At 53.3% G+C, this 16,292-nt stretch carries 12 protein-coding genes and 1 tRNA gene; 6 read left to right on the top strand and 7 right to left on the bottom strand.

Features of this window, described 5'->3' with window-relative positions:
- Positions 1-17 precede the first annotated feature (17 nt).
- The 7 genes from CCALI_RS16700 to gspE are packed head-to-tail and all read right to left on the bottom strand — an operon-like array spanning position 18 to position 7,174.
- On the bottom strand, positions 18-1,811 hold the full coding sequence (locus CCALI_RS16700) for a helix-hairpin-helix domain-containing protein (protein WP_016481596.1): 1,794 nt from the start codon (positions 1,809-1,811) through the stop codon (positions 18-20).
- A complete protein-coding gene (locus CCALI_RS00955; RefSeq protein WP_016481595.1) occupies positions 1,808-2,725 on the bottom strand; it encodes a PulJ/GspJ family protein in 918 nt (305 codons plus the stop codon). The genes CCALI_RS16700 and CCALI_RS00955 overlap by 4 nt, the downstream gene beginning before the upstream one ends.
- The gene (locus tag CCALI_RS00950; RefSeq protein WP_016481594.1) at positions 2,722-3,141 is read right to left on the bottom strand and encodes a type IV pilus modification PilV family protein; all 420 of its coding nucleotides are present in this window, start codon (positions 3,139-3,141) and stop codon (positions 2,722-2,724) included. Before CCALI_RS00950 ends, CCALI_RS00955 begins: the two co-directional genes overlap by 4 nt.
- Positions 3,142-3,143: 2 nt before the next feature.
- Complete coding sequence (locus CCALI_RS16695; protein WP_016481593.1) at positions 3,144-3,698, bottom strand: pilus assembly FimT family protein; 555 nt, start codon at positions 3,696-3,698, stop codon at positions 3,144-3,146.
- Positions 3,699-3,701: 3 nt separating this feature from the next.
- Complete coding sequence (gene gspG / locus CCALI_RS00940) at positions 3,702-4,130, bottom strand: type II secretion system major pseudopilin GspG (RefSeq protein ID WP_016481592.1); 429 nt, start codon at positions 4,128-4,130, stop codon at positions 3,702-3,704.
- A gap of 30 nt (positions 4,131-4,160) precedes the next feature.
- On the bottom strand, positions 4,161-5,408 hold the full coding sequence (locus tag CCALI_RS00935) for a type II secretion system F family protein (protein ID WP_016481591.1): 1,248 nt from the start codon (positions 5,406-5,408) through the stop codon (positions 4,161-4,163).
- A gap of 5 nt (positions 5,409-5,413) precedes the next feature.
- Complete coding sequence (gene gspE / locus CCALI_RS00930) at positions 5,414-7,174, bottom strand: type II secretion system ATPase GspE (protein WP_016481590.1); 1,761 nt, start codon at positions 7,172-7,174, stop codon at positions 5,414-5,416.
- Between the two features lie 246 nt (positions 7,175-7,420).
- On the opposite strand from gspE, the gene CCALI_RS00925 reads away from it, so the two are divergent.
- The 6 genes from CCALI_RS00925 to CCALI_RS00900 all read left to right on the top strand — a co-directional run bounded on the left by CCALI_RS00925 (position 7,421) and on the right by CCALI_RS00900 (position 16,223).
- Entirely contained in the window at positions 7,421-7,984 is a 564-nt protein-coding gene (locus CCALI_RS00925; RefSeq protein WP_016481589.1) for a heme NO-binding domain-containing protein, read from the top strand.
- A complete protein-coding gene (locus tag CCALI_RS00920; protein ID WP_016481588.1) occupies positions 7,985-9,955 on the top strand; it encodes a bifunctional diguanylate cyclase/phosphodiesterase in 1,971 nt (656 codons plus the stop codon).
- Between the two features lie 165 nt (positions 9,956-10,120).
- Positions 10,121-10,702, top strand: coding sequence for a formylmethanofuran dehydrogenase subunit E family protein (locus CCALI_RS00915; RefSeq protein ID WP_016481587.1), 582 nt, complete (start codon positions 10,121-10,123; stop codon positions 10,700-10,702).
- 50 nt (positions 10,703-10,752) lie between these two features.
- A tRNA-Met gene (locus CCALI_RS00910) sits at positions 10,753-10,826 on the top strand.
- Positions 10,827-11,006: 180 nt separating this feature from the next.
- Entirely contained in the window at positions 11,007-13,136 is a 2,130-nt protein-coding gene (locus CCALI_RS00905) for a right-handed parallel beta-helix repeat-containing protein (RefSeq protein ID WP_016481586.1), read from the top strand.
- 15 nt (positions 13,137-13,151) lie between these two features.
- Entirely contained in the window at positions 13,152-16,223 is a 3,072-nt protein-coding gene (locus CCALI_RS00900; RefSeq protein WP_016481585.1) for a hypothetical protein, read from the top strand.
- Positions 16,224-16,292 lie beyond the last annotated feature (69 nt).

The raw sequence follows: 16,292 nt of genomic DNA, 5'->3' as shown, positions 1-16,292 counted from the left end.
ATACACTCCTTCAACGGTTACTGCCCTCCGTTGTTGTAAGTCCCCATATTTGCGCCGGAAGTGCTGCCTGAACTCGGCGAAGGTAGCGGTAATAAGGGCGGTGCATTCCACTGGTACCATCCCGGCGCCCTCTGCACCTCGCGCCACTGAAGCACTTGAGGTCCGTTGGGCGTAAACTCCACTAGCGCTGATACCGCGTAGACTCTCGGGCTTCCCTGACGTCGTACAAGAATGTGGATAATATAGTCGGCTCCTTTGGTTGATAGCGAGCCAATGGCGTTCTCCAGCTCATCGTTGCTTACTTGCAAGCTAAACAGGTCTCCTAACCCCTGAAAGGCCTGGCCGCCCTGGCGATACTGCACAATAGCATTCAACAGATCGCGGCTCATACCAGGTACCATGGCCAAAACCTCAGGCGGAGCGGTGTTCACATCCACAACATTTTCGCGATAGGTATTATTATCTACCGTTATCTTATCGGCGATCTGCTGCATCAGTGCGGTGGTTACCCCCTGTACTTTTAAGAGATCACCTATCGAGGTGAACTGCCCACCTCCACCACTCGCTCCACCACCTCCAGGCCCTCCTCCGGGGCGAGGATTGCCCCCGCCACCGGCGTTACCTCCCGGACGTGGGCCGCCACCAGCGCCGCCAGGCCCTCCACCTACTCCTCCAGGACGTGGACCGCCGCCAGGCCCTCCACCTGCCCCTCCAGGACGCGGGCCACCACCGCCTCCTCCAGGCCTAGCTTGTCTATGGCTCGCAGCATTGGACGCCGCCCCAGATCCGCCCACACCGCCTCCATTCCCTCCAACAGCGCCACCGCCTCCTTGCCGATAGCTGACTATCGCTTGGGCAATATTGGCAGGGATGTTTAGCTGCTGCTCAAGGTCTTGTTCAGATGCTGTGTTGATATTAATGCGTTGTGTACCATCAGACGCCACGTTCAGTTCACGCGAAACGGTGGTAAAAAGCTGAGCTAGCGGCAACGTGCTATTCTGATAAATATCGCTAAAATCCTCTCCAGTTGTCCCATTGCTTGTCCCATTAGCGCCGGTTCCACCGGTGGTTCCTCCACCCGTCGTGCCACCCCCAAGCAGAGACTGCCGTGTCCTTGCCATATTACCGTAGCGATTCGCAGCACTTCGGTTGGTTGTGGCGCTAGAGCTCGTGCTTAGACTGTTTGTGGTGGTATTACCTAGGGTCTGTCCAGCAGCAGCCGGAGTACCTGCAACGGTGCCGTAGAGAATAGAGGGGGTCATTCCCTGTACCAGTAGAAGCTCTCCAATGGTATCGAAGGGAGCCCCCTTATTATCGTAAGGAGTGGGCAAACTTTCGTAGTTTTCCGAGCCCCCTTGCTGTGTGCTTTGGTCACTTGTCGGGGCAGCATTTGTTGTCGTGACGGCTGTACGCCAGTCAATAATCGCCTGCGCCAAGTTGGGGTTTTGGGCAAAAACCGGTAGCTGCTCCAGCGTATTGATGTCAACCTGATTGATGTTGATGCGTGAGGCGGTATCTACCGCCATTACCTTCACCCACAAGTCGCCTATCTGCCACCAACCGTTTTGGTCTGCCGAAGGATCAGGCTGTACCACCCCGTAAGTCGCCCCATTGTTGCTCGTCTGCTCTAAGGAGCTAATAGCGTAGTTCAGAGCACCTTTGGCCGCGTAGTAGTCCTCAACCTGCTCCACGAAATTGGCGCTTGCCCGCGCCTGATCGTGAGCGCGTGCCGCAAGGGTAACAGCCACGGCTACCAGCAGCAACATAGCTAGCAGAACGGGAATAAGCGCCTGTCCGCGATGTGCTCTCATTGTCCTCCTCCCGAACTCATCCCATTTGTACCGTTCATGCCAGAGCCGTTCTGCGAGCCAGATGAGCTACTGCTGTTCATCGGAGTGTTGGGTAAGAGTGGTTGTTGTGCCTCGATGGGGATCGTCGTAATAAACGTATCTGGGTTGCCGTCAGAGCCTTGAATCACCAACGTTATCTGCACCGCTGAGGGCAGCTGCATATCCCCCGTCGTAGCGCTATTGGTGGTTGTCGTCGCATTCTGGCTCTGCCCGCTTTGTCCTTGCGCACTCTGCTGGGTAAGTTGCTGCATCTGTTGTTGCCAATTGGGTTGCTCGAAATCCCAGCTGTCACGCCAAGTCTGTTGGTTTGGGTCCCAAAACTGTAGCTGCATAGAGATAACGTGATTCGCGATTACATCCGGTACGTTCGAGTTCGTCTGGGCAAAAAGCTGCAAGTTAGGCACATTCACCACCGTTCGATGCAACTCACCGGTAGTGGTATCTAACCAGTAGCGCACCAGGGCGCAATCCCATTGAGGCACCCAACTGTTTGCCGTCAGGGTGTTCGTATTGCTCGGCAATAGATTGGCATTCAGAGCCAACACCGGATCGAGATTGGGGTCGGTGGTCTGTATTCTTCCGGTTAGGGTGCTCAGATAGAGCAGACTAGGCGGCAGCTGCACCGAGCTCGGGGCGCCGTTTCCAACAAACAGAGAGGCCGCACTGTTGGCGGCAGGAAAAGCCGCCTCCAAGTCCTTCTGCAGGAAATGAAACACTGCGCGTGCCACCTCAGCATCTTGCTGATGGTTCTGCAGGGTGAGCTCGGCACGAATAGACGTAGACAGCGCCACCCCTAACGCGGCGGTAATGATGCCGAAGATGATGAGGGCCACAAGAGCCTCAATGAGGGTAAAGCCTTTCCGTTGCACGCTCATTGCCCTGTAAGCCCACTTGATGAGGTTGTCGAAGAGGAGGTTCCATTCTGTTGTTGAACACGCAGATAGGTTACAAAATCCCTCCCAACCGGTTGGTTCGGATCGCCCCACTCAATATGAACCGTCACTTTGAAAAGATCGGAGTACTGCGTTGGGTCCACCTCCTCTGTCCACCGATAGTCGGGGTATTGAGGGCCAAAATCTCCCTTTTGAGTGCCAGCGCTGAGGCTAGCCGATTGCAGCTCCAGCTCGGCAAGCTTCTCCTGGGCAAGCATCGCTGCTGTTTGCAGATGTTCTGCTCTCGACGCCAACTGTACACTTGCAGAGATGGCACCTAACGCCGCTGTTACCCCTATCGCGAGGAGCAGCGTGGCAACGATCATCTCCACGAGGGTGAAACCATGAGAAACTCGCATCGCTACGGTCCTTGGGTCTCAGAGCTTACGTTGGGGGATTCGATCTGACTTGTTGCCGGCTGCAACAGCAGATCGGTCTCATATCCCTGCGCACTTACCAGACTGATCTGCGCGCCGTCACACGTCCCATCACCGTAGAAGTTCACTTGCGTCATCCCCCCGAGCGAGCCAGACGTTACCGAGGGTTGGATGGGTGTGAAGCTCAACACGCGCACATCGTCGCCTAGCTCCACTAGTTGACTTTGAGGCATAGGTTGGGACGTTACATCTTGTTGCAGAGCTACCGGTGTGTCGGTAGGAGGCGGCTGCAGGGGAACCAGCAATAGAAAGGCGTTATGTGCCGGATCCCACTGCACAGTAACCGTCTCATCTAATGCTATAGCCTGGCGATGGGCCTCATTGAAGAGAGACTCTACCTCACCTACTTTTTCATTGAACTGTCGCTTGGCATAGAACCTATCGTAAGCTGGCACGACGATCCCTGCCGCAATCGCGATGATCAAGATCACCGTGAGCAGTTCAATGAGCGTAAAGCCTCTCTTACCTCTTTTTTTCAAGCACTACTGCCCTTTCAGATTCCAGTCCTGAATGTCATCAGATGTCCCTGGTTGACCATCCGGCCCGGCAGAATAGAGATCATATTCACGCCCATCGCTTCCTGGGACTTTATAGATATAGGGATGACCCCACGGATCGAGCGGAATATGGTCAATGTTCTTCAGGTAAGGCCCGTTCCACTTGCCACGAGGGCTAGGCGGTGTGATTAGCGCATCCAAGCTTGGCGGCACTGTGCCCATATCCAGTTTGTACTGGTCAATCGCATTGTCGAAGGCCTTGATATCGGCAATAGCCGCCGAGATCTTGGCGTCTTTTATGCGACTAATGACGTTTGGAACCACGATCGCTGCTAAGATCGCTAAAATCACTACCACGACGAGAATCTCGATGAGCGTAAAGGCACGCCGAATCTTTTTGGCTGGTTGACTCATACAGACTATCTCCTTATCTAAAAGTTATAACTATTTTACGAGAGTATTGGCTTTAAATATCGGTAAGAGAATAGAGAGCACGATGAACCCAATGAAAGCGCCCATCAGCAACACGACAAGCGGCTCTACGAGACTTGTTAATCGCCGCATGGTATTATCCACCTCGAAGTCCAGCGTTTCCGCTGTTCGAAGCAACATGCTCGGCAGCCTTCCTGTCTCCTCTCCTACCGCCGTCATGTGCAGAACAACAGGTAGAAAATCTCCACTTTTTTCTAGAGCGGAGTGCAGCGTCTCACCCTGTCGCACATGCCCACGGGCTTTTAACACCGATTCGGCCGCTACCTCATTGCCTAGTGCCGAGGCCGTAATACTCATGGCCTCGAGAATCGGCACACCGCCTGCCAACAGGGTTCCCAAAGTCCTCGCTAATCGCGAGGCAACCACCTTCCGATTCAACGTTCCGAAGAGAGGCATCTCCAAGAGAAACGCATCCAGTCGGCGCTTTCCTGTCTCAGTACGCAGCCAGCGTCTTAGGAGAAAGAGCGCCAACACAATCCCGATAGCGATGCCTAGCCAATAGCGCCCGATAAAGCCAGAGAGGCTCAGGAGAATGACAGTGGGCAGAGGCAAAGCGCTTCCCATATCGTGAAAGATACCTGAGAGTTTAGGTACCACGAAGGTCAACAAGAAGGTTACTGCGCCCACAGCCACCGTGATTAACACAGCCGGATAGGTGAGCGCCGCTGCAATTTGGCTACGACGTGTTTGCTCTTTCTCCATGAAATCGGCGAGGCGCTTCATCACTTCGGGCAGTTGTCCAGACACCTCACCAGCCCGCACCATATTGATGTATAGCGTGGAAAACTCTCGCGGAAACTTGCTCAGCGCCTCAGAAAGGGGCTGGCCAGCACGGATCTCAGCCTGCATAGACTGCAGCATGGGGCGAATGGCCTCACTCTCCATCTGCTCGATCAACGTGGAGAAAGCCCTATCCATCGGCAAACCGGCGTCAAGCAGGTCGGCCATCTCCCGTGTAAAAAGCAGAATCTGAGTGCGACCAATGCGTTTTTTGCCCTCAGATGCTGCAGGAACGGCCGTCTTAGCCTCTTTTTTCTTGGCCATCGCCCCGTTCGCTGCTTGTTGACCGGTTAGTATGCGCGTGGGATAGACCCCCAACGCCCGTACCTTCACTGCAGCATCCTGAAGGTCTTGCGCGTTGATAACCCCCGTCGTCAGGCGACCACTACGGTCGCGTGCCTCATACGTAAACTCTGGCATGGCGACTAGATACTAAACTCCTCCCTCTGGCACACACGAAGCACTTCTTGCACCGTGGTAAGCCCCTGCAACACCTTTTCTCGACCGTCTTGGAGCATTGTGGTCATCCCTCGATGACGCTGTGCATACTGTTTGATCTGATTCGATGGCTCATGACGTGTGATCATCCCGCGTATCTCCTCGTCCACCGTCAGCATCTCGAAGATACCGCTTCTGCCTCGGAAGCCCACACCACGACACTCCGGGCATCCCCGCCCTTTCATCAAAAGGTGAGCCTGCTCTGGCTCTATTCCGATCTCCCGCAAAGCCACTGCTTTCTCCTCGTAAGGCTCCCGGCACCGCTCACAGTTTATGCGCACGAGCCGCTGTGCCAAAACCCCAATAAGAGACGAGGCCACCAAGTAGGGCTCAGCTCCAATATCAAGCAATCGGCTTACAGCACCGGCGGCATCGTTGGTGTGCAAAGTAGAGAAGACGAGGTGACCGGTGAGAGCCGCCTGAATGGCGATCTCGGCTGTTTCTCTGTCGCGGATCTCTCCAACCATAATGACATCGGGATCTTGTCGTACGATACTGCGTAAACCATTGGCAAACGTTAAGCCGATCTGCGGCTGCACCTGTATCTGATTGATTCCTGAAAGCTGATACTCTACCGGGTCTTCCACAGTAATGATCTTTTTCTCGATGCTATATATCTCGCTAAGGGCCGCATAGAGGGTGGTTGTTTTTCCTGAGCCCGTGGGGCCAGTTACTAAAATAATGCCGTGGGGCTCCTGGATGAGCCGTCGAAATGTGGAAAACATCTGTTGGTTCATGCCCAACTCGGTAAGGCCTAACATGGCCGTTTGCTTGTCCAAAATGCGCATAACCACCGACTCGCCATATACAGTGGGCACAGAGGAGACACGAATGTCAATTTGGCGCCCCCCACTGCGAATGCGCATGCGCCCATCTTGAGGCAGCCGCCGCTCGGCAATGTCCATATCTGAAAGGATCTTGATACGGCTCACAATGGCTGCGTGGAAGCGACGTGGAGGCGCATTCACCTCATGAAGCACACCGTCAATGCGATAGCGCACGCGCAGTATACGCTCAAACGGCTCGATATGGATATCGGATGCCCCGTCCTGAATGGCCTGGTTGATAATAAGGTTCACCATCTGGATGACGAACTCTTCCTTCGCCATCTTCTGCAGATCGGCGATATCCAGGCTTTCCTCATCCTCGGTAACGGCGCGTTCGGCCTCCTCAACCCCTTGTATCATCCGCGACATGTAACTCTGCTCACACACGCGGCGTATGTCGGTAGCCGAGGCCAGCATCGGGGCGATATCGAGACCGGTCAGAAGATGGAGATCGTCAATGGCTTGAATATCTAGGGGATCAGCCATTGCCACCACAAGCGTCTCATCGTTGCGCCGAATGGGAATGAGCAGATGACGAATGGCAAACTCACTAGGAACCATCTTCAAGACTTCCGGGTCGGGCGGCTCCTGGTTCAGGTCCACTAGAGGCACTTCAAGCTGACGCGAAAGCGTTTCAAGAAGCCGCGCTTCCGAGATCGCGCGCATCGAAACGAGTATCTCCCCAATTCGCCGACGGCTTTCCCCACGCTGTTGTTCGGTCAAAGCCATATCGAGCTGGTCTTGGGTAATGGCCCCCTCTTCTACCAATAAGGTGCCCAAAAGGGCCCGTTTCAACTTTAGCAATGTCGTGCTCCTTTCCCTAACAACCTCTTCGGCGCGCACACGCAATTTAACCGTCATATTTGACGCACAACTCCTTTACGAGTTTCGGTCATTTTTCAACTTGGAAAATTGGAAACTGAAACGGCTAAGCACGACTCTACTATCCATCATAGCAAGGGGCGAGCTGAGGTAGGTTTCAGCGATTCTTAAGTTCGCCGCCCCTCCGGCCGATACTTAGATACCTCGCTTATGCAGCCTGTGGATAATGACCACGGCAAAGTTATATAGTCCAGTTAAACAACCCTAGTGCGAAAGGATCTTCCTATGAAAGGAATCGTATTTAATTTCCTTGAGGACGTCGTAAGCAACCGGTTTGGTGACGATACATGGGACGATATTTTAGAGGATGCACAGGTAGAGGGTGTCTATACAACCCTAGGTAACTATCCTGACGACGAGCTCTTCAAAATCGTTAGTGCGGCCTCCAAAATTCTACACATGCCATGCCAAGAGGTCATTCGATTTTTTGGTCAAAACTCTATTCCCTTAATGGCCACCGCCCATCCAGAGTTTTTCTCTGCTCATGGCAATACACGCGCTTTTATCTTGGCACTCAACACGATCATCCACCCCGAAGTGCGTAAGCTTTATCCAGACGCCCAAGTACCCGTCTTTGAGTTTGACACAAGCTCTTCCAACCAACTTATCATCACGTACTCATCGCCAAGGAAGCTTTGCAGATTTGCCCAAGGCCTCATCGAAGGAACTGCCGCGTATTTTGGGGAGACTATAGAGCTACAACATCTTGCCTGTATGCAGCAAGGCGATCCAGCCTGTATTCTTCAAGTCGTTTTCTCCACCACATCTGATCAAAAGGAAGGTAAATAGATGGTAACATTAACTCCATCGGAGGCACAAAAGCATATCGAACGACTTCAAAAACGGCTTGAACGAGAGCGCCAAGCACGTAAAGAGGCAGAAGCCATTGCAGAGAACGGATTAAGGCAGCTGTATCAGAAACAGAAAGAGATCGAACTTCTTCAGAATGTGGCAATCGCAGCAAACGAGTCTGCCTCGCTAATCTCTGCCCTTGAAAAAACTTTGCTCTTGGTATGCCAGTATATGGATTGGCCCGTAGGGCATGTTTACCTGCCCGATATCCAAAATAGCAACCAACTGATCTCTTCCCCTATCTGGTATTTTCATCTTCCCAATCCAGAGCACTATAACGACTTTCGTGACAGCGTACAAAGGTCGCCTCTTGAGAAAGGTGTAGGCCTACCAGGACAGGTACTAGATACCGGCAAGCCTTTCTGGGTTCCCGATATATCGCAGTGCACTAAGTGTCCTCGTGCTTGTCTTATCGTTCAATATGGCTTTCGATCTGGCTTCGCTTTTCCGGTAAATGTAGCAGGAAAATGCTATGCGATATTAGAGTTTTTCTACGGCGATATCAGTACCCCTGATCCGAAGATCATGGAGCTTACCGAGCACATTGCAACACAGCTCGGGCGTGTCGTAGAGCGTGAATTAGCCACCGAAAATATACGGCACTTGGCCTATCATGATACATTAACCGGCCTTCCAAACCGTCGCCTCTTTCAAGATAGACTCTATGTCTCGTTAGCGCAATGCACGCGTTATAAACGCGAGATGGGAGTCCTATTTCTTGATTTGGATCGATTCAAAGTTATCAACGATAGTTTAGGCCATCATAATGGCGACGAGCTCCTACGTCAGGTCGCTTCCCGCCTTGTCTGGTGCGTTCGAGAAGGAGATACCGTATCACGGTCTGGAGGTGACGAATTCGTCGTTCTCTTACCTGAAGTCGGCAGTCTTGAAGACATCCATAACGTTTCTAACCGCATCCTAGCGGCTATGCAACCGCCTTTTCGTCTTGGCGAGCATGAGATCTTTGTAACCTTTAGCATTGGTGGTAGCGCTTACCCCTACGCCGGTACAGACGCGGAGACTTTGCTAAAAAATGCCGATTTAGCCCTCTATAAAGCCAAGCAAAGGGGGCGGAACTGCTACGAAATGTTCACTCCTCAACTCGCCACACAAGCTCAAGAAACCCTACAACTTGAAACGAGCTTAAGAAAAGCTTTTGTAAACCACGAATTCGTCGTCTACTATCAGCCTCAGGTAGATACTGTTACCGGTCAAATCATCGGTATGGAGGCGCTTATCCGCTGGCACCATCCTGAGTTAGGGATGATTCCGCCCAGTGAATTTATTCCCTTAGCAGAAGAAACAGGTCTTATTATCCCTCTCGGAGATTGGGTGCTTCGTACCGCCTGTCAGCAAGCACAATTGTGGTATAAGAAAGGGCACCGACTTCGGGTTGCCGTCAACCTATCGCTGCGCCAATTCCAACAGGCCAACCTTGTAGAAGACATCGAGAAAATATTGACAGAGACACATCTTGACCCACAACTACTGGAATTGGAGATAACCGAAAGCGTTGCGATGTCAGACCTCGCTCGAACCATGCAGGTGCTACAAGCGCTCAAAAGACTTGGCGTACATCTCTCCCTGGACGATTTTGGGACAGGCTACTCTTCACTTAGTTCGCTCTCTCTTCTACCTGTTGATACGGTAAAAATTGACAAGTCCTTCATTCAGACGCTTCAAGCGGATCCGCGCAACGCCGCGATCGTTGAGACGATCCTCCATATGGCCCGCAATCTTCAACTTCATGTCGTTGCAGAGGGTGTGGAAGAGCCTCAACAACAGCAATTCCTTACAGAACGCCACTGTCATACCGTGCAAGGCTATCTCTTCAGCAAGCCGCTTACAGCACAGGACTTTGAATCCTTACTTGTTCAGGCCAATGCCGCTCTACCACGTGCGGCTTAAGGACGTAGGCATTCGTGGGGCGAGAGCTGGCTGTTTGGTCATCTCGCCCCAGATATACAAGCTCCTCTTACGCAGCACCTCTTTCCCAACCCGTTGACAACAGAGCATCCAATGAGTTAATCTACTACGGACTTCCCTTGCAAGCTTTGAATGGAGAAAATGGATATGAACACCCGCCTTCTACCAACGCTCGTAACTGCGCTGCTCTGTGGAGGTCTTGTCAGCAAACCCCTTCCTATGCAAGCAGAAACACCTCAAGAATGGGTCGCTCTGGGCCAACGCGTCCACGGTGCGTTTGGCTCCTATATCGCCCTCGGCATTCGTATTGGCTTAGATGCTCTCCAACGCCTGCATGCTCAGCGTACAGAGGTTAAAGTAACCTATCAATCGGGGCCTAAAGCGCCCTGCCCGTGCGTGGCCGACGGCATTATGTTGGCTACCATCGCCACTCCGGGTCGCGGTACACTGCGCGTAATGGCCGCCCCATCATCACAACCTGTCTTTGGCATAGCAACCATTACCGATATGAAAACCGAACAGACGCTGCGCTACGTCATCCCAGCATCGGCACAGGCATTTCTCGATCGGTGCAACCAATATAGTCCCATCAAACGTTACTGGGCGGTTATGAAAGCCGATCCAAGTTCTCTCTACCGAGTAACGCTTCTCCGCCCCACCAAATCCACCAAAACCGCTCCACCTAAATCGCACCCTTTAGCACACGCGCAGGTACAGCCATCCCGCTAACCCAGCCTCTTGACAAATCCGCCTGAGTTGTGCCATATTTAAAGCGACGTTGCGGGGTGGAGCAGCCTGGTAGCTCGTCGGGCTCATAACCCGAAGGTCGCCAGTTCAAATCTGGCCCCCGCTCCCTTTATTTTTAAGTCTCCACTTTCTCCATCCTCCTCAGTTTATACGGCTCGTACCGCTTGTACCAACGCCGTTTTGCGAGCTAGATGAGCTACTGCTGTTTATCGACGCGCTGAGCAGGAGAGCAGGAATCCCCTGATTGATGTCGAACCCACATAAAAACACCACGTAAGAGGGTCCTATGGCTATTTGGAAAACGCTTCCTTTCGGCAGTTTCAGCCTCTTGCTTATGCTTACTTCCATGCACTGCTTTGCAACGATGAACTTCTACGTGTCACCCAATGGCAACGATGCCTGGTCAGGGCGCTTTCCTTCCCCCAATCGCACCCGCACCGACGGGCCTTTTGCCACTCTCTTCAAAGCGCAACAGGCAGTACGTGCTTTCAAACGTCAACACCCCTCCTTAAAAGAAGGCATCACGGTATGGATAGAAGGAGGACGCTATGAGCTCCGTCAGCCTCTCACCCTCACGCGTGAAGACGGAGGCACCGCCCAAGCCCCCGTTCGCTACGCCGCATGGCACCATCAAACGGTTTCCATTACCGGTGGGAAGCTTATCTCGCGTTGGCAACCGATAACCGATCCCCACATTCTCGAACGCCTGCCAGCAGCAGCACGCGACCATGTGCTCCAGTGCGATCTGCGCAGCCAAGGCATCCAGGATTTTGGGCAGCTTACTCGACGTGGTTTTGGACTGCCCATCGTTCCTACTCCGTTAGAGCTCTTCTTTCGCGGAGAGCCAATGCAGCTCGCGCGCTGGCCCTTACATGGCTATGCTACAATTACTTCCACTCCGGCCGGCCCCCAAGGTGGTGAGTTTGGTTATGCAGGTAACGAGCCATCACGCTGGCGCAACGATCAGGATATTTGGGTACACGGTTACTGGACCTTTGACTGGGCCGATAGCTACGAAAAGATCGCCTCCATTGATACAGCGCAGCATCTCATCCACACCGTTCCACCGCACGGCGTTTACGGTTATCAGGTGGGTTCACGATGGTACGCATTGAACGTCCTCGAAGAGCTTGCTGCACCAGGCGAATACTATCTCGATAGAAATACCGGTCTTCTCTATTTTTGGCCTCCAGCCCCGATCCGCGAAGGGGATACCGAGGTATCGATTCTTCAAACTCCCCTCATCACCCTATCCGATGCCTCCCACATCATCCTCGACGGGCTTACCATCGAGTGCGGACGCGGCTGCGGCGTGCAGATAGTGGGTGGAGACCACAACCTTCTCATCCACTGCACCCTTCGCAACCTCGGAGAGTATGCCGTGAGTATTGGGGATGATACACAGAACTATCAAAACGCTATCTATGCTAACACCTTGCTGAATCGCCAAAGCGGGTCTCATAACGGTATTGAAGAGTGCGCCATCTACAACACCGGCAGCGGAGGTGTGTTCCTAGGCGGCGGTGACCGTCAAACCCTCACTCCAGGCGGCAACTTTGTGATCGGATGCACCATCCACGACTATAACCGATGGGACTTTACCTATCGAGCCGGCGTTAATATAGATGGGGTTGGCAATCTCATAGCCTATAATGCCATCTATAATGCCCCGCATAATGCTATCCTCCTTTCCGGCAATAACCACCTCATAGAGTTCAACGATATTCACGATGTCTGCCTCGATACTGGAGACGCCGGCGCCTTCTATATGGGCCGTGACCTAAGCATGAGGGGAAACACAGTTCGTTATAACTACTTTCATAATATTGAACCCCATATCCAACGGGCAAACGCTTTCGAGGGGGTTCAATCGGTCTATCTCGATGACTGCGCCAGCGGCACCACCGTCTACGGCAATATTTTCTTCCATGCTGGCTGTGCCGTGATGATCGGCGGTGGCCGTGACAACAGCGTGGAGAACAATCTCTTTCTCTACTGCGACCCTGCCGTCCATGTAGATGCACGCGGCCTCAGCTGGGCGAAGGACTGGTTCAACGGTAAAGACCCGGTTCTCATCTCGCGCTTAGAGGCCGTTCACTACAACCAGCCTCCCTACAGCATCGCCTACCCACACCTGGCCAATATCCTTCAGGACGACCCAGCGGTACCGAAATACAATGAGATCGTCCATAACATCTGTGTCGGTGGAACCTGGATACGATGGCTCGATGGCATGAACGACCGTATCGTCACCGTTAAAGACAATTTGGTGACCACCGATCCTGGCTTTTTAACCCCGCAGGCTCCCGAAAAAAGTGGCTTTGAACTTCTCGCTCATTCCCCTGCACTACGTATGGGCTTTCGTCCCATTCCCTTCAACCAGATAGGGCCGAAAGGTTTTACATCTAGCAGATAGGGGTAAAATTCTGTTATGAAGTCACACCTGTATGTCGTATTAGGCTGTTTTGTTTGTTTTTTGGCGGCCTGCTCTGCCTTTGCAGAACAAACCTTTTACCCAATAACCATTACGCCCAACACCGTTATTGAAGCCCGCTACCTGCTAAAAAACATCGGCAGCACCGTCCGTGGGCAGGCACGCACAGTTCCCGTTGGTAGTTATGTCCTCTATGCCTTTCCAACATCGGCAGGCGCTCTTTTTGAACTGAACCTTACACTGTCTGCCGACTCCGCCCTGCCTCGAATTGCCGTGCTCGACATGCACAATAAACCGTTGCCTTTTCGGCTCCAAACCGAACCAGACGGCACACAAACCGTGCTGTGCCAAATTCCACCCTCTTGGCCGTTTGCCGACAGGCTGCGTGTACGACTGGGGGCAAAGGTGGGCTCGTTTACGATTCAACAGCTCGTCTTACACGAACAACCCGTTTGCGATGCGAGTTCTCATCTTCCCATAGGGGTACTTCACTGGCTTTCTGGTGTGAATACCCTACAAGCTCTCAAGTTCCCGTGGAAGGAACACCAAACCGATCTGCTTTGGGATACCTCTGGACTGCCGACGCCGCAAACCGAGCTGCCAGTGAGCACGGCGCAGCTACCCTTGACCAACCTTTCGTCTACGGCTATCCGCGCATGGCAATCGCGTAATTTCACCGTCTTTGCTTCCCTTCCAACCAATCTTGCCCCCCAATATCTTCAGACACATCCCAATTTGGCGCAAACAGGGGCCGACGGGCATCCTATTCTTCTTAACCATCTTCCTCTTCTCGAGCCCATGCCCTCTAACCTGGCCTCTCTTACGCCAAATCTTTCTCTGCTAGCCTCTCAACCCCTTAACGGAGTCTCCGTGCAGGCACTACCCTACCTTGCTGATGCCGCCTTCTCCTCACCCTTCCAAACCGCCTGGCAGCAAAGCTATCATGTACCTTGGCAGCCGCCCACCGCTAATACCGCCGCGCGCTACCGCACTTCCGAGCTCATGGCACAGCTCGATGCCGATTTTCATGCAGCCCTTCTGCAACAGCTAAAAGCCCAAACCCATCCTCAAAGCCTCTTATTGGTACCCGATCCGCTAACAGCTCTCCTTCAGAACGAGATCGTTCCCTGGTGGCAAATTCTCCACAAAGCGCCCTACGATGCGATCGCTGCCCAGCCGAATTTAACCACATTGCTTCACCCCATATGGCTTGCAGGTGATAGACGCCCCGATCCGTTCTATAACGCCTACCTCATCGCATCGTGGCTTCAAGAGCTAACGCGTGGCCTTCGCACAACTCCCCGTTTTCCCCTGCTAGTGCCCTCCGCTGACAACAAAACGCTTTCGCAAGGCGAAGCCACCGACCTTTTGGAACAGCAGATAGTTGCCGCACTGCTGGCTGCATCCCCACAAGCCTTTTCGATCTACTCTTCAACCTCCCCAACCACCTCAATATCTAACCTTCAAGAACTGCTCAATATTCTGTCGGTTCTTAATGGGGTCGGCAACTATCCAGCTGCCCAAGACAACCTATCGCCTATTGGGCTACTTGTAGGAGATAGCATAACCTATCAGAGCAATGCGGCCAGCGCTTTAGATGACCTCTACGCACTTGCCTTGCCCATCCTCTCTCAAGGTATTCCCTGTGCGCTCGTCTCGTTAGAGCGATGTGTTGATCCCGGCTATCTCACCCCGTATAAAGTCTTAATTCTTACCTGCGATCCTCAAAAACCCATCGGCTCTGCCACCATGGACGCCCTCGCGAACTGGGTACAGGCTGGCGGTGTATTGGTTGTGGTCGGCGGCTCCAACGCCTATAACGACATCACGGATACCTGGTGGCACCAAGCTGGCTTCGAAACCCCCATCGCCTATCTGTGGCACCGGCTCGGTCTTCCCGTTGGCGCTTCCTCCGTCGTATCTCCCCCACAAGAAGCCTCTGCCCTTACTTCTATCGTCACCTATCCTGCCGATAACCCTCGCGTCGTCCGCACACTCAACCTTACTCCCTATCTCAGCGCGGATGGGAGCGTCGCGGTGCGCTTCACAAACCCTAGCAACACCGTAAATCGGCCTGCCCTTGTACACACTATCGAGCTGCGTGTGGGCAGTAAAGTTGTGGCCGCCTTTCTCGCCGGCAGCGAGGTAGAGAGCTATTTTCTCGTATACAATCATGGCTCCGACATCGCCCCCACCGGTCGCATCGCTTCTTCAAACGCCTCGTGGACATATCAGTTCGATCATCTGCCGACCAACCAGCCTATCGAGCTACTTGTAGACTGCGAGGGCCCTATTCAAATTGCCGCCGGTCCCGCCACCCCAGACTATGCACGAGGCTTGCTATCTGCCAGTCAAGAAGGCGATCTCACTCGGTTCTTCCCCCGTTTTCATCCTCCCTACGATTGTACTATCACCTCCTACTCTCTGCCAACCGAAGCGCAAAAGGGGATCGTTCAGCCCCTCTACCTACTACGTAACGGCACCAGCCCCATCTGGATAGCCCATGTCAATAACGGGATCGTTCTGCAGGTTGGGCTATCCCCTCACTATTTCGCTGCCAACGAACTAAGCGCCTCTCTCTTACGGGCGCTTCTCGAAGTCGCTGCCTACCACGCACGTCTCTCCCTGCCCGAGCACAGTTACCTGGTTCGCCACTACGGACCGATCTATGCGATCCGCACCTTCAACGACTCCTATATGCTTCCAGGTCGCTCTCTAGACCTCTTTTCTTTATCCCTCGAAGTGCGCCAAGACCGCGTTATTCCCCCTCATACCGCCGCCTTGCTCTTAGCTGTTCCCTCCTCCGGCACACCCGCTTTGCTGTTTACCAATGGACGGCTGCTTGCAGAGTCCACCGTTGCTCATCAACTCGGCTTCCTTGTTGCTGGCCCAGCGGGTACCCAAGGATTTGCGCGCATAGCCACGGCAAATCGTCCTCTGCTCGGTGTAAAGGCCATTGACCTCTACGGAGATCCGATTCCCATTCAAGTGTTAGATAGCGGCGATACCCTCCTGCTCACCTATCCAAATGATCCCGACGGCATCGCCATTCGCGTTCAGTGGAAATAGGAGCGTTTCCCGCATTGACAGTGTTTGCGTTCCTTATCCGACGCTTTTGCAGGAACGACATAAACTGAA

This window comes from Chthonomonas calidirosea T49 (assembly GCF_000427095.1).
Classification (GTDB): domain Bacteria; phylum Armatimonadota; class Chthonomonadetes; order Chthonomonadales; family Chthonomonadaceae; genus Chthonomonas; species Chthonomonas calidirosea.
This window is presented reverse-complemented; position numbering and strand designations above follow the sequence as displayed.